A 23,127-nucleotide genomic window follows, 5' to 3' on the forward strand; every position below is an offset into this window, starting at 1 on the left:
GTCACCGTATCGACATGGCCGCCCGTGAATGGCGCCGAATGAAATCGACGGATTCGAAGGAATGTCGTAACTGCCACAGCTTCGATTTCATGGATTTCACGCAGCAGGAAAACCGTGCGGCCGACAACCACCAGGTTGCATTGGATGACGGCAAGACCTGCATCGACTGCCACCAAGGCATCGCGCATGATTTGCCGGAAGGGTGGCAGGAGCGCTACGAAGTGGTCTCGCAAGAGCTGGCTGCCGAGGGTAAGCTCAGCCTGCCCGACGGGCGCGTCGTCGCCGAAGCCAAGGTCGAACTTGAAGGCTATCTGACTGGCGAAAAGTAATCCTACTCCAACGGGCTGTGGCGGTGTCATGGCCCGTTGAATTGCGCGAAAGGCAAGCCAGATGAAACTCGCATTCACCATCGCGCCGGGGCGCGGGGAAACCAACCTGCTCTTGGCGCAAATCGCGGACCATCTTGCGACGCAAGGCGCCAAAGTGGTCGGCACCGTTCAGATTGATACCGACCGCGACGATGGGCACAAATGCGATATGGATGTGAAGGTGTTGCCGGAAGGCCGGATCATCCGCATCTCGCAGGATTTGGGTCGGGCTTCGCGCGGGTGTCGGTTGGACATGGACGCGTTGGAAACCGCCGTTGCGGATATCGAGGTTGCGCTGGATCAGGGTGCCGACCTGCTGCTGGTCAATAAATTTGGCAAGCACGAGGCCGAAGGCCGCGGCTTTCGCGCCGTCATCGCCGAGGCGCTTGGGCGTGATATCCCCGTGCTGGTTGGTGTGAACAAACTGAACCGCGACGCGTTCATCAGCTTCTGTGATGGTCTGGCCGAGGAATTGCCCGCCGACAACGCCGCCATCGAAGCGTGGTTGAGCAGCACCCTGAAGCTGGACGCGAGCGTGGGCTAGGCAACCCCTTCAAACAGCCGCCCAAACCCGGCGCGCGGGTCCGTGACGCCCGCCAATTGCAGCATATGCCAGGCCAGTGCAGGGTTGCTGGCAAGGACAGGCGTGCCGGTCTGCGCCTCGATCTCGGGCATGATGTCCAGACAGCGAAGCGCGGTGCAGGAAATCACGATGGCGTCGCAGGGCGCGGCGTCGGCCACCTGACGGGCGGCGGCAAGGATCGACGCCGGCGTGATCCGGCCCACGATCCGGTCATTGCTTTCCTCGAACGATCCAAAGCTGGTGATCTGAAACCCGGAGTCAGTCAGCCGGTCGCGCATGGATTGCGAGACCTCGGCCACATAGGGCGACAGGAACCCCAACCGCGTGACGCCAAGGTGCCGCCCGGCGGCAATGATCGCGCTCAGCGGGTCCGTGACGCGCGCACTGGGGCAGGTGGTTTGGATGGCGGCCGCGACTTTGTCAGGCCCGATGACGGAGGTCGCGGACGTGCAGCCATAACCGATCACATCGAAATCCAGTGCAGGGGGCAACAGGCGCGCAGCGGCGGGCAGGTCATCCAGCATTTGCGGCAGGGTATCGGGGCGGATCTCAGGCCCCATCGGGATGCGTGAATGATAAAGGGCCACGCCGTCGATATCCATCATCCGGCGAAACTCGTTTTCCAGCGTTTCGTCGTTTTCCAATACGATCACGCCCAGATTGGCGTGTGTGCCGATGCCTTGGTCTGTGTCGAACGTTAGCTTCATCTAGATCACCGGTAGCTCTTGCGGGGCGCGGGTGGTCAGAAGCTCGGCGCCTTCGGCCCGCACCACGATGTTTTCCTCATGCACCATGATCCGCCCGTCGCCATAGCCAAGGGACGGCTCCAGTGTCAGGACCATGTTTTCTTCGATCACCGTGTCATCAAACGCGGCGAGCGAGGGCCATTCGGTCAGTTGCATGCCCAGCCCGTGACCCAGCCGGCCCACATCGCCGCCTTGGCCGTCCACCTTGGCAATGACGCGCTGTATGGCGTGGAACAGATCGCGGCAGGTGGTGCCGGGGGTCGCAGCGGCGATCCCGGCCTCTGTCGCGCGCCACAGCACGTCATAGGCGCGGCGTGATGGGTCGTCGGCATGGCCCACCGCCCAGTTGCGGTCGAAATCGCAGAAATACCCGTCCCATGTCGCGCCAGTATCGAGCATCACGATATCGCCCTTCGTCAGCGGGCGCGGTGAGGGGGGCGAGATTACGTCGTGATAACCACCTTGATCGGCCCCGCCGACCAGATAGGGCACATCGTCGGCCCCTTGGGCCAGTGCCTCGCGACGGAAGGCACGGAACAGGTCTTCGAAGCGCAGGCCGTCCTGTGCGAAGTCCGGCACACGCGCGAAGGTGCGCGAGCCGATGGCACAGATATGGGCGAGCTTTTCGATCTCGCGGTCCGATTTGACCATGCGCAAGCTGCGGATGATCCCGGTGGCGTCGTGGATGCGCAGTCCCGGCAGACCCGCCACCAGCCGTTCGTAGTCGCCAAGGGGCATGCGCAGCATCGTCTCGTGCCCTTTCATCACCCCGACCTTCGCGCCCTCGCGGGCATGGGGGGTGAGCAGGTCGGTCAGAAGGCTGATCCCGTCATCGCCGGGGGCAGGGGCGGACCATGTGCGGATATCGTCGATCCATGTGGAGCGCATCAGGGCTGCGCCGATTTCGGGGATGATCGCGATGGGTTTGCCAGAGGCCGGGACGAACAGAAACCACGGCCGGGTGGGGCTTTGCCAAAAGAGGGTGTGGAAGCCCGAGAAGTATCGCACTTCGGGTTCCGTCAGCAGCAGCATCCCGGCCAGACCCACCTCTGCCATACGCGCCTGTGCGCGGGCGGTTCGGGTGGCAAACTCGTCGTCGGGAAAGCCGCGCATGGGATCAGACATGATCAGCGCCTGCCATGATCGCCTTGAAGATCGCGGGGTCGGTGACGCCCTCAGACCCGATCAGCAACACGCGGGAAGATGCATCCAGCCCCAACGCCTTTGCCAAGTCCGGTTGGCGCATCGCGGCGATCAGGGTCGCCAACCCGGCGACCGCGCTTTCGCCTGCCTCGATCTTCGCATCACCACTTTCCGCATTCGCCAACAGGCGCACGGTGGGGGCGACGATGCTGTCAGGCATGGTGACGAAATCAGTGGCTTCCTCGCGCAGGATCTCCCACGCCATTTCGGACGGCTCGCCGCAGGACAGGCCAGCCATGATGGTTTCTTTGTCAATCGGCACTGTCGTCGCCGCGCCTTTGCGGGCGCTTTCATACAGGCAGGCGGCCCATTCGGGTTCTGTGATGACAACGCGCGGGGCATCGTCGCCCAGATACTGGCGCAGGAACGCGGCGACCGAGGCGGCAAGCCCGCCAACACCGCCTTGCAGGAAGACATGGGTGGGTGTCGCCTCCATCGTTGCGCAGGCTTCGTGGGTCATCACGCCGTATCCGGCCATCACATCGCGGGGCGGCTCGGTATACCCCTCCCACGAGGTGTCGGACACGACGAACCAGCCGTTTGCCTCTGCCTCGTCGCGCGCCAACGCGACCGAGGCGTCATAGTCGCCGTCGATCCGCACAACCTCGGCCCCCAGATCGCGCATCGCCTGCGCGCGGCCTTCGCTGACCTCGGCGTGGATATAGATGCGGCAGGGCGCACCGACGCGTTGGCACCCCCACGCGAGCGACCGGCCATGATTGCCGTCGGTGGCCGAGCACATCGTGATCGCACGGCACGCGTCGGCATAGTTGCCCTTGCGAATATCGGCGAGCGTCACCGTATGGCCCAGACGCTTGCCCAATTCGCGCTGCAACACGCGCATGGCGGCATAGGCCCCGCCAAGCGCCTTGAAACTGCCCAGCCCAAAGCGCGGGCCTTCGTGTTTGTAGTTGATGCGCGCAACGCCGATCTGCGCGGCCAACCCGGACAGGGGCACCAGCGGCGTGGGGGCATAGCCGTCCCACTGGGTGATCTCGGCCCAACTGTCGGCAAAGTCCTTTGGCGAAAGAACGCGCGTGGCGGCGTCGCCCTTGGCGGGCGTGACCGCGATGTGGTGCAGCTGAGCGGCGGTGAACGGGTCGGCCATGGCTTGTCCTTCTAAGCTTTTCGGCCAGCCTAACCGAAATAAAAAGCGGGTGCGCTGCCTTTTTCAAAAACCGCAAGTGCCGGCCGATTGCACAGGATTCGCACCGAAAAGTTTACCAAAGGTCAGGATTACCCGTCCGCTGGTGACCTTGGCGGGAAACAGCGTTTTCGCTATCGTAGTGAGGTCGGAATGACCGACAGAGAACAAATACCGGGACAAGCGCGATGGAACGGCAAACCAGGTTCTCTCAGACACAAGAAGACAGTCTGACGGGGAAAACCAGAGACGAAGCGATTGAGCGACTTTACGATGTGGCGCTTGATCCAACGCGATACGAAACGCTGCTGGATGTGTGGGAAACGGCGATTGCGCCGCTGCGCGAAGGGGCTGATTTCAGCGCGCCGCGCCTTTTGGATGACAGCACGATTTCCAGCCATTTCGACAGGGCAGGAACCTTTCTGGACCGGCTGGATCAAAGCAGCACACAAGACGAACTGAACAACGCGCTGGCCCCGTTCGACAGGGTGGCGGCGTTCTTGTTCAACGAAGATCACCGGATCGCTGCCGCCAACCCCGCCGCGAAGGTGTTGCTGGGGCTGGAGGTCGGATCGCGGCTGTCGTCCATGTTGGTCAATCCCGAAGATATCGAAAGCATCCTGTCCACGGCCCATTCCTTGCTGGCGGGGCGTGCAGAAACGGCGGCCGTGCTGCGGCTTCGGTCGCGCGAGAAAGGCCATTTCGTGGTCGTTCGCCTGCAGGTGGTGCAGGTCGGGTCGGGTGAACGCTATGTGCTGGCGGCGTCCTCGGAAGTCAGCTGCCCGGACGGCTTTTCGGATATTCTGAAGCGCGCGTTCGATCTGACGACCGCCGAAGCGAACGTGGTTCAAAGCTTGGTTGAGTGTTGCTCGGTCAAGGATATCGCCGAACAGCGGGGCCGGTCGGTGGATACCGTGCGGGTGCAGATCAAGTCGATCCTGTCCAAGACCGAAACCCGGTCGCAGGTCGAATTGGTGCGGCTGGCCTTGTCGGTGATGGACATGTCGAACCTGACGCTGGAGGTCGATCCCGGTCCGCGCATTGTCAGCCGGGGATATGCAACGCTGAAAGAGCAACCCTTTCACAGCTTGGTGACACCGGATGGGCGGCGGCTGGACTACCTGACGCTTGGGGCCGACGACGGGGTGCCGCTGTTGTATCTGCCGCTGGATTACGGGCTGGTGCGCTGGCCCGCCACGGCAGAAGCCGAAGCCGCGGCGCGGGGCATTCGGATCATCGTTCCGGTGCGGGCGGGCTATGGGCTGTCGGATATGGTCGCCAAGGGGCAGGATTATGATCAGACCGCCCACCAGGATGTGCTGCAGATCCTTGATGCCGAGGGTGTGACACGCTGCCCGATCATCAGCCTTGGTGGCGACAGTTTCTATGCTTTCGCGCTGACCAATATGGTGCCGGACCGGTTTACCGCGATGCTGTGTTGCGCCGGGGTTTTGCCGATGACCCGGCGCGAACAATACGAACGGATGGAGAAGTGGCACCGGTTCATTCTGGCCGGTGCGAAATACACGCCCCACCTGCTGCCCTTCATGGTGAAAGCCGGGTTTTATCTGGCCCGTAAGATCGGCAAGCGCGGTTTTGTCCACGCGGTTTATGGAAACTGCCCGGCAGACGTTGATACCTTTGAAAACCCAGAGGTTTTTGAGGCAATGGTCACTGGATCGGAAACCGCCCTGACCGACGAACACAGCGCCCATGACGCCTTTTCGCACATGGTGCTTGGCGGGCAGATCAAAGACTGGTCCGCGCTGGTCGACGCGCGTCGCGGCAAGATGCCGGTGGTCTTCTTCAATGGCACCCACGATCCGCAGGTGCCGCTGGCGACGTTGCAAGAATTTCAAGCGGATTACGACTGGATTGACTACCGCGTTTTTGACGACGCGGGCCAGTTGGTGTTCTTCAGACACTGGAAAACCGTGCTGGACGAGGCAGAAAAATACCTCGCACGTTAATTTTTACCCAATACTGGGTATGACGTTCTTCGGTCCGCTTTCTAGGGTCATCATATTGATGCAAAGGAATTAAGCTTTGTCGGACGTGCTCTCAATTATGCGAGACTACCCTGATCTTCTTCAAGCTGCAGGAGTTCTTGGGTCAATCATCTACGTAGGTGGATTTGCATTGGTTCAATGTGGGTGGGCGTGTGGCAATGGCACAGGGTATTCGGTGTCCAAGATTCTGGCCGCTGTCCTTGTGCTGATCAGCCTGATCGGTGCATTCAACCTGGGCTCCTTCCTGATCCAGGTCGGGTTCATCATCTTCGGGTGTATGGGTTTGGTTTGCCGAGGGGTGGAACGGTCCCAGAAAGCAATGCGTCGCAGGGCGTTTCCAATTACGGAGCGCTTTGGCAAGCGACACGTTGCTTTCAGGACCAATACCAAGGCTCCAAAGACGGTCTTGGCGCCTCTGGAAGGGTAGGCTTGACTGGGGCAAGGCGGGTGTCATCGCGCAGCGATACCTGCCTTGCCTGCCATCCATTCCATTTTTTTATCTGTGAAATCTCAGAACGTTATAGTCAGAAAAATGTTGCGCAGGTGCAAAAGGCTGGTTGTAACTCTCCGGCTGGTTGTGTTTCACTGTCACTTGATCAAGGTCAAGGAGGGCTTTGACCCCGCCAATCACATTGGCCGGGTATCGAGCCGAAGGGATTCGTGAATGCGCCGTTGGGGGCTGACATCACAAAACGTCCGACAGGGTGCCAAGGGGCATGCCTATAGACGTGCCGTGGTGTTGCCTCTCGTTGGAATGCTGGCGCTTGTGCTGCAACTTTTCACGTCGTCGATGGGATATGCCGCAAACGGCACGTGGATCGAGATCTGTTCAGATTTTGGCACGGCCTATGTCGGGGTCGACTTGTCCGATGGGCCGGTGGACCGCACAGATGGCTGCGCCGATTGCTTTGATTGCGTCATGTGTGGCGCGTCCTTGACGGGTGTCGAAGGCGACAGCATCACGCTTGACCGGTTTGCGCCAGCCCTTTCCACAGCCTCGGACCTGCGAACCCAAACGGTTGGTCCGGCGTTCAGACGCGCCTGGCCTGAAACCCGTGGCCCTCCAGCCGCGAACAAGAATAAAGTCGACCGCGCCCTTCGCGCGTTCCAAGCGTCAATCCAAGAAAATGGAGGTGCGCTGTGAACGTTAAGCGCGCGATGAACCACTGGCTCAGAGCCATTGTCGTGATCCTTGCCGGGGTCATGGCGGGCGAGGCAAAAGCCGAAAGCCTCGCAAATTTCCTTCCCGACATTACGCCGTCTGAACTGGCCGAAGGCGCTGACGCGTTCGGTCCGATCCGCGAGGATGTGCCGGTTGCCCCCGTCCTGAAGGGCGGCGAGACGGTTGCCTATGCCTTCCTGACCTCGGATTTCGTGGGCACGACGGGATATTCCGGCAAACCTATCCATGTTGTCGCCGCGATTGACGCGGATGCGATCTTGACGGGCGTGAAGCTGGTCAAGCACTCGGAACCGATCGTGTTGATCGGTATTCCGGAATCCAAGATGGTGAAGGTCACCGAAGGCTATACCGGCCTTGACCTGAAGGCCGAAGTCGCCGCCGGTGGCACCGCACATGATCTGGACATCATTTCAGGCGCGACCGTGACGATCATGGTGATCGACGACAGCCTTGTGCGGGCCGGGATCAAGGTCGCGCGCAGTTTGGGGTTGGGTGACCTGTCGCCTGCGCTGGCCGCAGGGCCGAAGCGTGACGTGGACATGTCGAAGGAAGAATTGGCGGATTGGGCCACCTTGTCAGGTGACGGGTCCGTGCGCCGGCTGACCCTTGATGTCGGCCAGATCAACGCAGCGTTCGAGGCAACCGGTGATGCCCGCGCCATCAAGCGCCCGGAAAAAGGCCAGCCTGACGACACATTCATCGACATGCACATGGCGCTGGTATCGGTGCCGTCCATCGGCAAATCGCTTCTGGGCGACGCTGAATACCGCAATCTGCAAGCTTGGCTGGAAGAGGGCGAACACGCGATCCTTGTGATGGGTCGCGGGACATACAGTTTCAAAGGCTCGGGCTATGTGCGCGGTGGTATCTTTGACCGAATCCAGCTGATCCAAGGTGACATCTCGGCGCGGTTCTTTGACAAGCAACACGAGCGTGTGGGACAGCTGGCATCCCCTGACAGCCCCAGCTTTGCCGAGATGGATCTGTTCAAGATCCCCGCCGAAATTGACTTTAACCCAGCCGAGTCGTTCCGCCTGCAACTGCTTGCACAGCGCTCGGTGGGTGCGATTGACAAGACATTCATCACCTTTGATCTGGGCTATAAACTGCCCGAGAAATACCTGCTTCCTGCAGCCGCGCCGGTCCCCGTCCTGAACGACGCAGATGACGAGGCCGCCGCCAAGTCGATGCTGTGGAAGCGCATCTGGAAAGACAAAACGGTCGAGATCGGCATTCTGGGCGCCATGCTTCTGGTGCTGACCGGTGTGTTCTTCTTCCAGTTCCAAGCCACGGCAAACGCGCGGGTCTTTTTCTGGTTCCGCATGGGATATCTGACCTTCACGCTGTTCTTCCTTGGCTGGTATGCCAATGCGCAGCTGTCGGTGGTGAACCTGATGGCGCTGACAAATAGCTTGCGCAGTGGCTTCACGTGGGACGCTTTCCTGATGGACCCCTTGGTGTTCATCCAATGGTTCGCGGTCGCCGCCGCCTTGGTCTTCTGGGGCCGTGGGGCTTACTGCGGCTGGCTGTGTCCGTTCGGGGCGCTGCAAGAGCTGACGAACCGCATCGCACGCGCCTTCAAGGTGCCGCAATGGACGCTGCCCTGGGGTCTGCACGAACGCCTGTGGCCGCTGAAATACATGATCTTCTTCGGCCTCTTTGGCGTCAGTATGGTGTCGCTCTCGATGGCCGAAACCTATGCCGAGATCGAGCCGTTCAAGACCGCGATCATCCTGAAATTCGTCCGCGACTGGCCGTTTGTGGTCTTTGCGGTCGCGATTATCGTCGCGAACCTGTTCGTTGAACGGTTCTATTGCCGCTATGTCTGCCCGCTGGGCGGTGCACTGGCGATCCCGGCCCGTATCCGCATGTTCGATTGGCTACGACGCTATAAGGAATGCGGCAATCCCTGTCAGACCTGTGCACATGAATGCCCCGTTCAGGCCATTCACCCGACAGGCGAGATCAATCCCAACGAGTGTGTCGACTGCCTGCATTGCCAGGTTCTGTATCAGTCGGCCGACAAATGCCCGGTCGTGATTCGCCAAATCAAACGGCGCGAAAAGATCGGCACGGCGGATTTCAACATCCCGCCCAAAAACCCACCGGCGAACCATCCGAACGCCAAGACGTCATAAATTCCTTGAAGGAGGTAAAGACCATGACTGAAGAAACCAAAGACCTATCCATGACCCGTCGGGGCATGTTGGGGGCTGCCGCTACCACTGCGGTTGTCGCTGGCACCGGCGGTATCGGTGGCTCGATGATGACGGCGACTCCTGCACGTGCGGCGTCGGCCCTGAATCTTGAGCCGGGCGAGCTGGACGAATATTACGGCTTCTGGTCGTCGGGTCAGACCGGCGAACTGCGCATCCTCGGCTTCCCGTCGATGCGCGAACTGATGCGGGTTCCCGTGTTCAACCGTTGCTCGGCCACCGGCTGGGGTCAAACCAACGAAAGCATCAAGATCTTTGAAGACGGCATGTTGCCCGAAACCAAGGCGTTTCTTGAGGCCAACGGCAAACGCGTGCACGACAACGGTGACCTTCACCACCCGCACATGTCGTTCACCGACGGCACCTATGACGGGCGTTACCTGTTCATGAACGACAAGGCGAACACCCGCGTGGCGCGTGTGCGTTGCGACGTGATGAAGACCGACAAGATCGTGGAAATTCCGAACGCAAAAGCCATCCACGGCCTGCGTCCACAGAAATTCCCGCGCACCGGTTACGTGTTTGCCAACGGCGAAGACGAAACACCGATCGTCAATGACGGCTCGATCCTGGATGAACCCGAAAAGTATGTGAACTTCTTCACAGCCATTGACGGCGACACGATGGAAATCTCGTGGCAGGTCATGGTGTCGGGCAACCTTGATAACACCGACTGTGACTATCAGGGCAAGTTCGCCTTCTCGACGTCCTACAACTCGGAAATGGGTATGAACCTGGCCGAGATGACGGAAAACGAGATGGACCACGTTGTCGTCTTCAACATTGCCGAAATCGAAGCCGGCATTGCCGCTGGTGATTTTGAAGAGATGAACGGCGTCAAGGTCATCGACGGTCGTAAGGGTCAGAATAAGAAATATACCCGCTATATTCCGATCCCCAACAGCCCGCACGGCTGTAATACCGCGCCCGATGGCAACTATGTCGTGATCAACGGCAAGCTGTCGCCGACCTGTTCGGTCATTGACGTGCGCAAGGTCGATGCGATCTTTGAAGATGGCACCGATCCGCGTTCCTGCGTGGTTGCCGAGCCTGAGCTGGGTCTTGGCCCGCTACACACCGCATTTGACGGCAAGGGCATGGCCTATACCACCTTGTTCCTGGACAGCCAGATGGTGAAATGGGACCTTGAAAAAGCGGTCAAGGCTTATGCTGGCGAAGACGTCGATCCGATCATCTCGAAGGTTGATGTGCATTACCAGCCAGGCCACAACCACACATCCATGGGTGAAACCAAGGAAGCCGATGGCAAGTGGCTGGTGTCGCTCAACAAGTTCTCGAAAGACCGGTTTATCAATGTCGGTCCTCTGAAGCCCGAGAACGAGCAGATCATCGACATCTCGACCGACGATATGAAAGTCGTGCATGACGGCCCGACCTTTGCCGAACCGCATGACGTGATCATCGTGCGTCGTGACATCGTGAACCCGAAAGACGTCTGGGATCGTAACGATCCGATGTGGGCTGAAACCCGCAAGCAGGCTGAAGCGGATGGTGTCAATATTGACGAATACATGGACACGATCGTTCGTGACGGCAACAAAGTCCGCGTCTATATGAGCAGCCAGGCGCCGACCTTTGCGCTGGAATCGTTCGAGGTTACGCAAGGCGACGAGGTGACAGTGATCATCACCAACCTTGATGACATCGACGACCTGACGCACGGCTTTACGCTGAACAACCACGGCGTCGCGATGGAGATCGGCCCGATGGCGACAGCCTCGGTGACGTTCACCGCCGCGAAACCGGGCGTTTACTGGTATTACTGCCAGTGGTTCTGCCACGCACTCCACATGGAGATGCGCGGTCGGATGTTCGTGAAACCGAAAGCCTAAACCATGCAAATCCTGCGCCTTCTTCTAACGGTTCTTTTCACGGTTTTGGCGGCACCTTTGGTGTCGGCAGCCGAACGGATTGTGACCGCAGAAGAGGGCGCACTTGCAAAAGCCATCGCCGGGGCATCCCCCGGCGATGTGCTGATCTTGGCGCCGGGTCGCTATGCCGGCCCCGTGGTGCTGGACAAGACCATCACGCTGGACGGACGCGGCGAGGCCGTGATTGACGCGGGCGGCACAGGGTCTGTCATTACGGTGACGGGACACGATATCGTGGTGCGCGGGTTAGAGCTGATCGGCTCCGGCAGCAGCCATGAAACCATCGACAGCGGTGTGCAGCTGACCAAGACAGCCCGGCGCGCGATTGTCGAAAACAACAGAATTCTGGGCAATCTTTACGGCGTGGACATTCACGGCGCGCGCGACAGCATCGTGCGGGGCAATGTCATCGAAGGCCGTCAGGATCGTCACATGAACGCGCGCGGCAACGGCGTATACGTGTGGAATGCCGCGGGCGCACAGGTGCTGAACAACGACGTTCGCTATGGCCGCGACGGCATCTTCGTGAACACCTCGAAAAAGAACCTGTTCAAGGGCAACCTGTTTCGCGACCTGCGTTTCGCGGTGCATTATATGTATGCAGACCGCAGCGAGGTGTCGGACAACATCTCGATCGGCAACCACCTTGGCTATGCGATCATGTTCACGACCCATGTGAAGGTTCTGAACAACGTGTCGCTGAACGACCGCGACCACGGCGTCATGCTGAACTATGCCAATGACAGCGAATTTGTGGGCAATTACGTGAAGAACGCGTCCGACCGCTGCACGTTCCTCTATAATGCCAACAAGAACACCTTCACCGACAACTGGTTTGAGGGCTGTGACATCGGCATCCACTTCACCGCCGGGTCGGAACGCAACCGCATTGTCGGCAACAGCTTCATCGGCAACCGCACGCAGGTGAAATATGTCTCAACCCAGTGGGTTGAATGGTCCGAAGAGGGGCGCGGCAATTACTGGAGCGACTTTGCCGCCTTCGACGTGGATGGCGACGGGATCGCAGATGCGCCATACCGTCCCAATGACAGCATGGACCATGTTCTGTGGACCCAACCTGCTGCTAAACTGCTTTTGGGGTCGCCGGCCGTGCAGCTTGTGCGCTGGTCGCAATCCGCCTTCCCCGCGCTTTTGCCCGGTGGCGTGATCGACTCGAACCCTCTTATGCGCCCCGTGAAACCGGCGGCCAGTGAAAAGGTGCCGTATGACGGATAATGCTTTGACCATCGACAATGTGCGCAAGGACCGGGGCAAGACCACGGTTCTGGACGACGTGTCGTTGCGCGTGGCGCCCGGCGAACGGGTCGCGCTTTTGGGTCACAACGGGGCGGGTAAATCGACCCTGATCAAAACAATTCTTGGCCTTACTCCACTCACGGATGGTCAAATTCGCATCGGTGATGCGAAGCCCGGAAGTGCGGTCGCCCGCCGCACGACCGCGTATTTGCCGGAAGCTGTCAGCTTTCACCCCGCTTTGACGGGGCGCGAGCAGTTGCAGTTGTTTGCCCGCCTCGATGGGCAGAAAGCCGATATTCCCGGATTGCTGGACCGTGTGGGTCTGGGCGATGCGATGGATCGCCGGATTGGCGCCTATTCCAAAGGGATGCGGCAGCGTTTGGGGCTGGCGCAGGTGCTTCTGGGCAATCCGAAAGTCGCGCTGCTGGATGAACCGACCAGCGGGCTTGACCCGATCTCGCGCCAGGATCTTTACGCGATCATCGACGAGCTGGCCGCCAACGGCACCGCCGTCCTGATCGCCAGCCACGCCCTGACCGAGGTCGAGGCCCAGACCGACCGCATCGCCATTCTGCGCAAAGGCATCAAAGTGGCCGACGACACGCTGGAAAACCTGTCCGCGCAGGCCGGGTTGCCCACCAAGCTGCGCATTCGCGCCAGCGGCGACCACGCGGATGAGGTCGCCGAGGCAACGGGCGGCACCCGCATCAACTGCGCGTCGGTTGAAATCCTCTGCACCCCGGATCGCAAAATGGAGGCGTTGCGCCGCGTCGCTGCTATGGGCGAGGTGATCACCGATATTGAAATGACGCCCCCGCGCCTTGAAGACCTGTATCGCCATTATGCAAAGGAGGGCGCGCAATGACCCGCTTCCTTGCCATTGCCTCGACCGAGATGCTGATCCTGCGCCGCAACCGCTGGCTGCTGATGGCGACCGTTATCATGCTGCTCTTTGCGCTGGCACTGACCTTCGCGGGCAGCGCGCCGACCGGATCGGTGGGCGTTGATATGCTGACCGTGTCCGTCACGTCGATGACCACGCTGTCGGTCTATTTGGCCCCACTTCTGGCCTTGATGATCAGCTTCGACGCCATCGCAGGCGAAGCCGAACGCGGCAGCCTGTCACTGCTTTTGTCCTATCCCGCCGGGCGGGGCGAGATCCTGCTGGGCAAGTTCGCCGCCCATCTGGCCGCACTGGCGTTCGCCATGACCATCGGGTTTGGCGCGGCCGGCGCGATTGCTGCGTGGTTCGGCGGGGCAGGGGCGGAAAGCCTGACCGCGCTGGCACGTCTGATCGGTACCTCGATCCTGCTGGGCGCGGTGTTTCTGGCGCTTGGCTATCTGGTCTCGGCCCTGTCACGCAGCGCGACCGCAGCGGCGGGCTTGTCCGCGGGTCTGTGGCTGGTCTTCGTCGTGCTTTATGATCTTGGCCTGTTGGGCGCAGTCGTCATGGACGGCAGCGGAGACTTCACACGATCCATCTTTCCGTGGCTGATGGTCGCCAACCCGGCGGATGCGTTCCGGGTGTGGAATATCTCGGCCTCTGATGGCGTGGCGATGGCGTCTGGCATGGTGGGGGCAGCGCAAACTCTGCCCGCATGGGCCGCGCCCCTGTCGCTGATCCTTTGGCCGCTTCTCGCCTTCGCTTTGGCGCGCGCTGCCTTCAAAAGGGTCGAGCCATGAAGCGCCTGATCGCCCTAAGCCTTCTGGCGCTGGTTGCCTGCAACGAAGAAGAGGCGAAAGCCCCGCCACCCCCGGTTGACCTGACCGAGCAGGCGTTGAGCTATTTCTGCCAGATGAACGTTGCCGAACATGGCGGCCCCAAGGGGCAAATCCACCTGCAAGGCTTCCCCGCGCCGCTGTTCTTCGCACAAGTGCGCGACTTGATGGCCTATCTGAAAAGCCCCGAGCGCGAGGCCGAAATCACCGCGGTCTATGTCAGCGACATGAGCGCCGCGCCCAGTTGGAAAAACCCTGGCGTTGACAACTGGATGGCGGCCGAAGATGCGATCTATGTGGTCGGCGCGAATGTCGCGGGCGGTATGGGCGCCCCCGAGATTGTGCCGTTCAAGGATGACGCATCTGCCGCGGCCTTCATCGCCACTTATGGCGGTGAAACACACAGCCTTGATACCATTCCCGACGCGGCCGTTCTGGCGCCCGTCGACCTGACCCAGACATTGGAGACCCCCTCATGAGCAGCCTTAATCGTCGCCGTTTTCTGGCCATAACCGCTGCAGCCGCTGTGGTCGCGCCGTCAGGTGCGTCCGCGTCGGTCGCACGATGGACAGGCCGCGCCCTTGGCGGGCCGGTGTCGATGCAGCTGGTGGGTCTTTCAGACGCCCAAGCCGCGCCAATCTTCAGTGCCGTCGAGGCAGAGCTGACCCGGCTGGAAGATATCTTCAGCCTCTATCGCGACAGCTCTGAGCTTTCGCGTCTGAACCGAGCCGGCACGCTTGCGGCACCCTCGGCCGAGATGTTGCAGGTGCTTAGCCTGTGTGGGGCGCTGCATAGCGCCAGCAAGGGACAGTTCGACCCAACGATCCAGCCGCTCTGGACCGCGATCGCAGAAAAAGCCGGTGCATCTGATCTGACCACGGCGAAGGCGGCGATCGGATGGGACAAGGTCGCGTTCGACGCGCAACGCATCGAACTGCCCAAAGGTGGTGCATTGACCCTGAACGGCATTGCGCAGGGCGCGGTGACCGACCGGATTGCGGCGCTTTTGAAGGCGCAGGGCCTGCGTGACGTGCTTGTTGATATGGGCGAGATTGCAGCACTGGGGCAGGGGCCGAACGGGCCTTGGTCAATCGGCGTTGCGATGCCGGATGGCACGTTGGTTCATCGGCTGACCGCCTCGGATCGGGCGGTGGCGACATCGGTGCCGACAGCGATGCAGATCGGTATGGCGCAGGGTCATATCCTGTCGCCATCGGGCCGCGCGCCGGTCAATACGCTTGTGTCCGTGTCGGCCCCCAGTGCGGTGGTTGCAGACGGGTTGTCGACCGCCTTGTGCCTGATGGATCAGGCCGACGCTGCGCAGGCTGTCGCGGCCTTCCCCGGCGCCCGGATCGAGGTTCTGACCCCCGCGGCGTAACCGTGCTGGGTCTTTTAGTAGTCGCGTTCGAAGAACACGCCGATGGTGCTTTTCCCATCCGTCCCCACGGTGCCGCGCGCGGTCAGTGACGGGGTGATGTTGAGGTTCAGATTGACCTCGGTATCGCCATCCGCGCCGACAGTCACATCGGTATAGATGTTTTCCGAGATGTATTTGCCGGCCTTCACCGCCGCAGACCCGTTTTCGTCGGTGGTGATGTCCAGATCATCCAGCCCGAAATTGTTGCGCAGCTTGCCGACAATGCCTTCGCCGCCTTTGCCTGCCAGCGTGCGCACGGCCGCAGCCAATTGCAGCGCCTGAAGGGCCGAGATCTGCGTAATGTCGCGTCCGAACAAGAGCAGGGCCAGCACCTCGTCTTCGGGCAGTTCAGGGCTCGAGGTAAAGGTCACTTCCGGCGCCGTGGCCGGGCCTTCAACACCGATCCTGACCTGAACGCCCTCGGCCTCGCTTTCGGCAATGAACCGCAGGATGGGGTCGAAATCGCCTTGCAGGCTGACCCGCCCTTCGGTCAGCGTCAAACGCTTGCCCAGAATGTCGAGCCGCCCGCGGATCAGATCGAACTGACCTTCTGGGATGACGTTGGCGCTGGTGCCGGTCAGGCGAAGCTGCCCACCCAACTCGGCATCAAGTCCACGACCGCGCACAAACATCTGGCTGGGCGCGCTAAGCGTGATGTCGATGGGGTAGGGGCGGGCGGTTTGGGTGCTGTCGTCCTCGGTTTGGATCAACCCCGCATTGGCGCGGGTGCGGCGCACGGCGGCGGGTTCGTTCACATGCACAAGCCCGTCCATGACGGGTAAGGTGATCGACGCGGCCTCGGGCACGCGGATTTCGGTTTTGCCAAGCGCCAGATCGGCGCGCAGGGTCGCGCCGCCGATAAGGGGGCCGTTCAGGGTGGCTGAACCGTTCACCAGCGTCTCGAACAACCGCGCATCTGTCAGGGTGACATTGTCCACGCTGATTTGCATGTCAGCCGTGTAAGGCGTGGCCATCCCAATCGATCCGGTTGCCGCGAGCTGTCCGCCGGTTTCGACGGTGGCCGCCACGTTGACGGTTGCGCGCCCCGCCGCAAGGGTGACCGTGGCGGTGTCGATGCTGATGGATTGCCGGAAGGTCGGCAGCACCAGACGCGCGCCCTGCGTTTGCACCGTGCCAGACAGCGACGACAAGGCCAACGGGCCGCTAAGCGCAAGGTCATAACTTGCCTGTCCCGTGATCAACCGCGGGCGGATCATTCGATTGGCCAACGCCAAAGGTGCCACGCCGTCAATGTCCAGGTTGGCGGCACTGCCATCGGCGCGCACGCTGCCATTGGCTGTCGCATTCACGCCGCCCGGCCCCGTTCCGGTGAACGCAATTTGCCACGCATCGTCAACAAGAACCGCGGTGCCGGTCGCCTCGGCCGGGCCAGAAATTCCATCGGCCAGCAGCCCAAGGTCGCGCAGGCGCGCGCTGATTTGCAGCGTGTTGCGGCCGTTGTCGCTGGCCCCGGTGATTTGTGCCGCGCCTTCGGTGGTTTGCACGTCAAGCGCGTCGATGAACACGATCCCTTCTGCGGTGCGGTGTGCCTTTGCGCTGAACTGGCTGTTGCCGCGGGTCAGAAGGTCCAGCGTGGCCTGGCCCAGCCCCAGATCGCGGCCCGTGCCGTCAATCGCCGCCTGAAAGCTGCCGTCTTGCAGGTCAAACATGCCATTTGCGGTCACGTCCAGCGCGCCAGTCACGGGTTGGCCGACCAGTCGCGCATAGGGAGCCAGCGACCCGGCGGTTGCGGTCACTTTGCCTTGAAGCTTTCCGGGGGCGCCACTTGTGATGGCGACGGTGCCTTCGGTCGAGGCGACCAGATCACCCGGCCCGGTTCCATTGGCGGTCACGCTCCATACGCTGCCGGATTGTTGTGCTTGGACGGTGATTTGCGCCGGTCCACGCAACCCAGCCTCGATCAACGAAGTGTCGGCGATCTGGATCTCGGCCTTAGCACTGGATGTGTCTGTTTTCAGATCGGCCGACAAGGACGCGGTTGCCTGTTGGGTTTCGACCCTGAGGACGTTAAGCCGCGTGCCGGTTTTATCGCGGGTTGCGTCAACAACCAGCGTGCTGGCGCCTGCAATCAACGGGTCAAACCGTGGCTGCCCAATGCCCAGATCGCGACCGCGGCCGTCAAGCTTCAGGTCAAACGCGCCGCCCAGAAGGTTCGCCGTGCCGCCAAGCCCAACCTGCACGGCGCCGTTTAGCGGCACGCCGGCAAGACCTGCGAAACGAGACAGGTCATCTGCGCGCAAAGTGGGGTTGTCGCGGGTTGTGATGGTGATCCCGGTGTCAAAATCGTCGGCCTGCAGGCTGCCGGTCAGGGCGTAATCCTGCCCCGACAGGCGCAGGTCTGAAATGGTCAGCGGCGCCTTCTCGCGCCAGCCAAAGGACATCTGCCCGGTGATCTCGGGGCCAATGGCGGCGGCAAGCTCTTGCGTCTTGGGGGCGATCCCAGAAAGCTGAAGCGTCACGTCGCCGTTCACCTGACCCAAGGCGGTGCCGTCCCCCCGGATCAGTGTGCCCTTGGCCACAAGGGCGGCGCGCTCCAGTGCAAGGTCGGGGCGCGACAATTGAGTGATGTCGAAATCGGCCTGCCAGCCTTCGCTGGTTGCCGCGTCATAGGACACGTCAAGCTGAACGTTCTGCACAAAGGTTTTCGCTCCGGCCAGCGGCAGAAGCACCGAAGCGCCCGCTTTGTCAGCGATGCGCCCGGTCAGCGAAAACCGTTCGGGCCAGCCACCGGCAGACAGGGCCAGATCGCCCTTCAGGGACAGCGCGTCAGTCGATACCTCAAGCGCCTCAACTGCAAGCGCGCCGTCGGGAAAACGGCGCCCGGTTGCGCCAAGGGTCACGTTTGGCCCGAAAAACTCGCGGTAGGTGGGCAGAAAGACCGGGGCCAGATCGCCCGAGACATTGGCCCGGAACAGCTTGGTCGGGGCAGGGGTGTCGGTGCCGTCTGTGTCGGTCGCGGTGGACGGCTCATCGGTCAACACAACCTGACCCGCCAGACGTTTCTGACCATTGGTGGACAGGTCGATATCGGCGGTGAAATCGGCGAGCGGACCTGCCCCTGCGATGGTCAGCGCAACCTTGGGTCGGCCGGGCAGCCCCAGCATATTGGCGGCGATCCCGCCTGCTCCTTCTTTCAGCGTCAGGTCGATACCCAGCTCTTTGCTGGCGTTGTCATAGCGGCCGTCCAGCGTCAGGGCGCCGTCTGGGCCATCTGTGCGCTGGATGTCCAGCGTGGCCTGGCCGGTGCCGCCGGACAGTTGCGCCGCGCCTTCAAGGCTGACGATCGCGGCCTCGCCGATCACGCTTTCGGCAAGGTTGACGGCCCGCGCCCTGATCAAGTCAATCTCGACCGAGACGGGCAGGTCGGGCAGTGAAAAGCCTGACGCTTCGGGGGCGGGCATATCGGGGTCGGCGATCGGGCGACGGTCTATCAAGATCTCGTCGGCCGACAGTTCGGTGATGTCGATGGCACCACGCAGCAGGGCCGCTCGGTTCCAGTTCAGCACCACGTCGTTCAACGTCAGCCACACGCCTTGGGTATCGGCAATGGTGATCTGATCGACAGTTGCGGATGAGCTGAAGGCGCCCGAAAAGCCGATGATGCGAATGTCGCGCCCGACATCGGACAGGTTGTCCTCAAGCAGAGCTTGAAGATAGCCGCGGTCGTCCTCGGCCTGATCGGTTTGCGCAACGGTTGCAGTGGGCAGACCGGGCAGCAAGACGCTGATCAACAGGGCAAGTTTGCAAAGAAACCGGGTCAAAACGCTTGTCCAATCCCAAGGTAGATCTGAACGCCGTCGCCCGTGTCGCCGGAAATCGGGGCAGCCACATCAAGGCGCAATGGTCCGATCGCTGTCTTGTATCTAAGCCCAAGCCCCGCCCCGGCATGCCAGTCGCCCTGATCGTCAAACAGACTTCCCTGTGCGACATGTCCAGCGTCCACGAACCCGACCACACCGATCGTGTCGGTGATCTGGGCGCGCAGCTCGCCCGACAGTCCAAGATAGGATTGCCCCCCTGTGAACCGCCCACCACCCGCGTCGATGCCAAGCGATTGGAAGGGCTGTCCCCGCACAGAATTGCCCCCGCCGGAATAAAACAAGTAATCCGGGGGAATGTCGTTCATGTTCTGCGCAAAGACCGACCCGGCCTGCACCCGCCCGGCAATCACGAAGCGGTTGCCTGCGTCCAACGCGCGGTAGGCGCGACCGTCCAGATAGACCCGCGCGCCCGTCGCGCCGCTATCCAATGACACGAAGGGCAGGGCCTCGGCCTTCAGGTAGGTGCCAGAAGTGGCATCAAGCACATCATTGCGCCGGTCCCAGGTCAGCGATGTGGGCAATGTGAACAGAAAGAAGCGCCGGTCGCCGAAGATGTCCGTGGTTTCCGAGTATCGAAGGCCCGCCCCAAATTCACCCTGAAGCGTGTCCGAAAAGATGCGCGTCACCCCGGCGCCCAGGTCGGCGCTGCGCGATATATAGGCGGGTTCGTCTTCGTAGGCGAGCTTGGCAAAGACAAAAGCGCTTGTGTCTGCGCCGAAGGTCGCGGGTTGTTCCAACCGGGCGCCGAGGAAGTAGTCGACACCGCCATGCTGTCCACCGATGTCGGAAATTTCGCCCTCGACGCGGAACCGTTCGGCCCCGCCCAGAAGGTTGCGATGCATCCAGAAGCCGGTCAGTGCGAGCCCTTCGAGCGACGAAAGTTCGGCGCCAAAGCCGAACCGGCGCGGTGTTTCATCGACCAGCGCCAGATCCACATCCATGCTGTTGCCGGGTCCAAGCTGTTTGGCCTCGCTCAGCGCGACCGATGAAAACGCGCCGGTGCGGCGCAGGCGTTTGGCCACGGTGTCCATGGCCTTGGGCGAATAGACCGTGCCTTCGGGAAAGCCCGCGATCCGCTGGATGCGATCGGATCTGACAGCACTTGGCGCGGTTTGGCGCAGCTTGCCAAACTGAACCTTGGGGCCAGGGCTGATGAACAGAAACGCCGACAGGGTCTGGTTGGCATGGTTTGCAGTGATCTTCTGCCCCGACAGGCTGACCTTGGCGTGGCCAGCGCTGCGCCAGCCCAAGATGGTCGCGTCTGCCGCCTCCTGAATAAGCGTGCTTTTCGCGGCCTGACCGGCGCGGAAATCCTCGGGCAAGTCCGTGTTTGGGGCAACCGGGGCAACCTTGGCCGCGCCAAAGCGGAAGACCGGGCCGGGGGTCACCGAGATGTCAATCCGGTCGATGTTCTTGGGAACGGAAAAGACCGGGATGTCTGCCGCTTCACGCCCATCTACGCGCACCTGCACCACACCGCTGTAATAACCGTTTGCATAAAGCGTTTCCGTCAGCCGTCCGTAGTCGGCCAAAGCCGCGGCAAACACGTCGCGGGCATCCGTTGTGCCGTCACGCTTGGCCGACAGAACCAAAGAGGCGCCTTCCAGCTGCTCCTGCAAGCTGTCGTCAGCCCCGGCAACGTCAAGGCGCGCGTCATCAAGTGCCATCGCGGGCAACGTCAGGACGCCGATCAAGGCCCCGGCAAAAAGCAGTGGTTGCCGCATGGCAAAACGCAACTTAGCCACCCCATACCCCCAAGTTTCTCTGGCGTTTGCAGCCGTCCGTGCAATCTAACGCGATCCGACCCGCGCCACCACCGGATTTAAATGATCGGCGGGTTATCGCTTTTGACGCGCCGTCGACAATGCACCCCTAAGATGATCCCTATCAAAGCGGGCGCGCGGCGTTAGGTTTAGGGTCTAGACGCAAGTATGTGCGTGCCAGAACGGCGCGCCCAGTCTGGGAGGAATTTCACATTGCGGATCAAAGAATTCAACAAGGTTGAGCGCGCGGCCAATCTGAGCCGCCGCGAAGTGGCGCGGATGGGAACGGCGATACTTTTTATCGTGGCGGTGATTGTCTTTACCGGCACCCGATTTGCGCATGTTGAACAGGCGTATTTGCTGATCGCTGCTGCGGTTGTGGGCGCCTATATGGCGATGAACATCGGTGCAAATGATGTGGCGAACAACGTGGGGCCGGCTGTCGGGTCGTTCGCGCTGTCGCTGACCGGGGCGATCATAATCGCCGCGATATTCGAGGCCGCGGGCGCGATTATCGCAGGCGGTGATGTCGTCAAGACCGTCAAGAACGGCATTATTGATCCGGCGGATCTTGCAGATACGGACCAGTATGTCTGGGTCATGATGGGCGCGCTGGCGGGTGCGGCGGTCTGGCTGAATGCCGCGACATGGTTTGGCGCGCCGGTTTCGACCACCCACTCGATCGTGGGAGGTGTGATGGGTGCGGGCATCGCGGCGTCGGGCTGGGATATCGTGAATTGGGGGTCCGTCACCAGTATCGCGCTCAGCTGGGTGATATCGCCCGTCACCGGCGGTGTGATCGCGGCAGGCCTGCTGCTGGTGCTGAAGCAAATGGTGTTCTTTCGCGACGATCCCCTGAAAGAGGCCGAACGCACCGTGCCGGTGATGATCGGCCTGATGGGTTGGGCTTTCACGACCTATGTCGCCCTGAAAGGCATCAAGAAGATCATCGTCATCCCGTTTCCGATGGCGATGCTGCTTGGTCTTGTGGTCGGCGTGCTGATTTATTTCATTAGCCGCCCCATTATCAAACGCAAGCGCCCGCGCCTTACGCAAGACCGCGACGGTGTGAATCGGTTGTTTACGATCCCTCTGATCTTCGCTGCCGCCCTTCTGAGCTTTGCGCACGGCGCCAATGACGTGGCCAATGCGGTGGGTCCGCTGGCTGGTGTCGTCGATGTTCTGACCGAAGGCAATGGGGGCGGCAAGGTTGCCATTCCGCTTTGGGTGATGGCAATCGGTGCGATCGGCATTTCGTTCGGGCTGGCGTTGTTTGGCCCGAAGCTGATCCGCACAGTCGGCTCCGAGATCACGGAACTTGACCGCTCGCGGGCGTTTTGCATTGCCTTGTCCGCCGCCATCACCGTGATTGTGGCAAGCCAGCTGGGCATGCCAATCAGCTCGACCCATGTGGCGTTGGGGGCGGTGTTCGGTGTCGGTTTTTTGCGCGAATGGCTTGACCAACGCATCGGCCGCGTGGCTGAATCCGTTCTGGCACGTCACGAAGGGGACCCGGATTTCGACGAGGTCGAGGCCGTCCTGTGGGACTTCCGCAACGCGCCGGTCGAGGAAAAGCAGCGCATTCTGAAGGAACTGAAGGCCATGGGCCCTGACACGCTTATTCCGGCCGCGCAGCGCAAAGAGCTGCAAAAGGCCCTGAAACGCCAGTTGGTCAGCCGCACATCGCTGTTGAAAATCGCCTCGGCCTGGGTGATCACATTGCCGGTATCGGCCTTTCTGGCTGCGCTGTTCTATTTCGTCCTAAGGGGGATGCTGCTGCCATGA

General features: G+C 61.3%; 18 protein-coding genes. 13 read left to right on the forward strand and 5 right to left on the reverse strand.

The window, feature by feature from the left end:
- The coding region (locus tag ACXYMP_RS15240) for a NapC/NirT family cytochrome c (protein ID WP_458907385.1) at positions 1-329 on the forward strand (329 nt) is incomplete at its 5' end.
- A 61-nt stretch (positions 330-390) separates the two neighbouring features.
- Complete coding sequence (locus ACXYMP_RS15245) at positions 391-912, forward strand: DUF2478 domain-containing protein (protein WP_298571695.1); 522 nt, start codon at positions 391-393, stop codon at positions 910-912.
- On the opposite strand, the gene ACXYMP_RS15250 is transcribed toward ACXYMP_RS15245, so the two are convergent.
- Genes ACXYMP_RS15250 through ACXYMP_RS15260 form a run of 3 tightly spaced genes read right to left on the reverse strand, consistent with a single transcriptional unit; the run spans position 909 to position 4,008 of the window.
- Complete coding sequence (locus ACXYMP_RS15250; RefSeq protein ID WP_458907387.1) at positions 909-1,658, reverse strand: maleate cis-trans isomerase family protein; 750 nt, start codon at positions 1,656-1,658, stop codon at positions 909-911. The two genes, ACXYMP_RS15245 and ACXYMP_RS15250, sit on opposite strands and share 4 nt — an antisense overlap.
- Positions 1,659-2,822, reverse strand: coding sequence for a M24 family metallopeptidase (locus tag ACXYMP_RS15255; RefSeq protein WP_458907389.1), 1,164 nt, complete (start codon positions 2,820-2,822; stop codon positions 1,659-1,661). It abuts the gene before it with no gap.
- Entirely contained in the window at positions 2,815-4,008 is a 1,194-nt protein-coding gene (locus tag ACXYMP_RS15260; RefSeq protein WP_298571687.1) for a diaminopropionate ammonia-lyase, read from the reverse strand. Before ACXYMP_RS15260 ends, ACXYMP_RS15255 begins: the two co-directional genes overlap by 8 nt.
- Positions 4,009-4,232: 224 nt before the next feature.
- Between ACXYMP_RS15260 and ACXYMP_RS15265 the strand changes: the two genes are divergently transcribed.
- From ACXYMP_RS15265 to ACXYMP_RS15310, 10 genes are all read left to right on the forward strand, one after another.
- Complete coding sequence (locus ACXYMP_RS15265; protein ID WP_298571684.1) at positions 4,233-6,014, forward strand: bifunctional helix-turn-helix transcriptional regulator/alpha/beta hydrolase; 1,782 nt, start codon at positions 4,233-4,235, stop codon at positions 6,012-6,014.
- A gap of 97 nt (positions 6,015-6,111) precedes the next feature.
- Positions 6,112-6,480: a CBU_0592 family membrane protein gene (locus ACXYMP_RS15270; protein WP_458907513.1), complete on the forward strand. Its 369-nt coding sequence runs from the start codon at positions 6,112-6,114 to the stop codon at positions 6,478-6,480.
- Positions 6,481-6,717: 237 nt separating this feature from the next.
- Positions 6,718-7,197, forward strand: a complete 480-nt coding sequence (locus tag ACXYMP_RS15275) for a hypothetical protein (protein WP_458907391.1) — start codon at positions 6,718-6,720, stop codon at positions 7,195-7,197.
- Positions 7,198-7,211: 14 nt separating this feature from the next.
- Complete coding sequence (locus ACXYMP_RS15280) at positions 7,212-9,374, forward strand: NosR/NirI family protein (RefSeq protein WP_298571786.1); 2,163 nt, start codon at positions 7,212-7,214, stop codon at positions 9,372-9,374.
- Between the two features lie 23 nt (positions 9,375-9,397).
- Positions 9,398-11,305, forward strand: coding sequence for a TAT-dependent nitrous-oxide reductase (nosZ, locus tag ACXYMP_RS15285; protein WP_458907393.1), 1,908 nt, complete (start codon positions 9,398-9,400; stop codon positions 11,303-11,305).
- Positions 11,306-11,308: 3 nt separating this feature from the next.
- Positions 11,309-12,580 carry a nitrous oxide reductase family maturation protein NosD gene (locus ACXYMP_RS15290; RefSeq protein ID WP_298571677.1) on the forward strand — a complete coding sequence of 424 codons (1,272 nt, stop codon included), beginning with the start codon at positions 11,309-11,311 and terminating at the stop codon, positions 12,578-12,580.
- Positions 12,570-13,466, forward strand: a complete 897-nt coding sequence (locus ACXYMP_RS15295; RefSeq protein ID WP_298571674.1) for an ABC transporter ATP-binding protein — start codon at positions 12,570-12,572, stop codon at positions 13,464-13,466. Before ACXYMP_RS15290 ends, ACXYMP_RS15295 begins: the two co-directional genes overlap by 11 nt.
- Positions 13,463-14,284: an ABC transporter permease gene (locus ACXYMP_RS15300; RefSeq protein WP_298571671.1), complete on the forward strand. Its 822-nt coding sequence runs from the start codon at positions 13,463-13,465 to the stop codon at positions 14,282-14,284. The genes ACXYMP_RS15295 and ACXYMP_RS15300 overlap by 4 nt, the downstream gene beginning before the upstream one ends.
- Positions 14,281-14,799 (forward strand): nitrous oxide reductase accessory protein NosL, encoded by a 519-nt coding sequence (locus tag ACXYMP_RS15305; RefSeq protein ID WP_298571668.1) that lies wholly within the window; start codon positions 14,281-14,283, stop codon positions 14,797-14,799. The genes ACXYMP_RS15300 and ACXYMP_RS15305 overlap by 4 nt, the downstream gene beginning before the upstream one ends.
- Positions 14,796-15,698 carry an FAD:protein FMN transferase gene (locus ACXYMP_RS15310; RefSeq protein ID WP_458907397.1) on the forward strand — a complete coding sequence of 301 codons (903 nt, stop codon included), beginning with the start codon at positions 14,796-14,798 and terminating at the stop codon, positions 15,696-15,698. The genes ACXYMP_RS15305 and ACXYMP_RS15310 overlap by 4 nt, the downstream gene beginning before the upstream one ends.
- 14 nt (positions 15,699-15,712) lie before the next feature.
- Here the strand turns inward: ACXYMP_RS15310 and ACXYMP_RS15315 are convergent, their stop codons facing one another.
- Positions 15,713-19,489, reverse strand: a complete 3,777-nt coding sequence (locus tag ACXYMP_RS15315; protein ID WP_458907399.1) for a translocation/assembly module TamB domain-containing protein — start codon at positions 19,487-19,489, stop codon at positions 15,713-15,715.
- A 26-nt stretch (positions 19,490-19,515) separates the two neighbouring features.
- The gene (locus ACXYMP_RS15320; RefSeq protein WP_458907401.1) at positions 19,516-21,303 is read right to left on the reverse strand and encodes an autotransporter assembly complex protein TamA; all 1,788 of its coding nucleotides are present in this window, start codon (positions 21,301-21,303) and stop codon (positions 19,516-19,518) included.
- Positions 21,304-21,555: 252 nt separating this feature from the next.
- Between ACXYMP_RS15320 and ACXYMP_RS15325 the strand changes: the two genes are divergently transcribed.
- Entirely contained in the window at positions 21,556-23,127 is a 1,572-nt protein-coding gene (locus ACXYMP_RS15325) for an inorganic phosphate transporter (protein ID WP_298571658.1), read from the forward strand.

The sequence above is a fragment of the Aliiroseovarius sp. CAU 1755 genome (assembly GCF_054482655.1).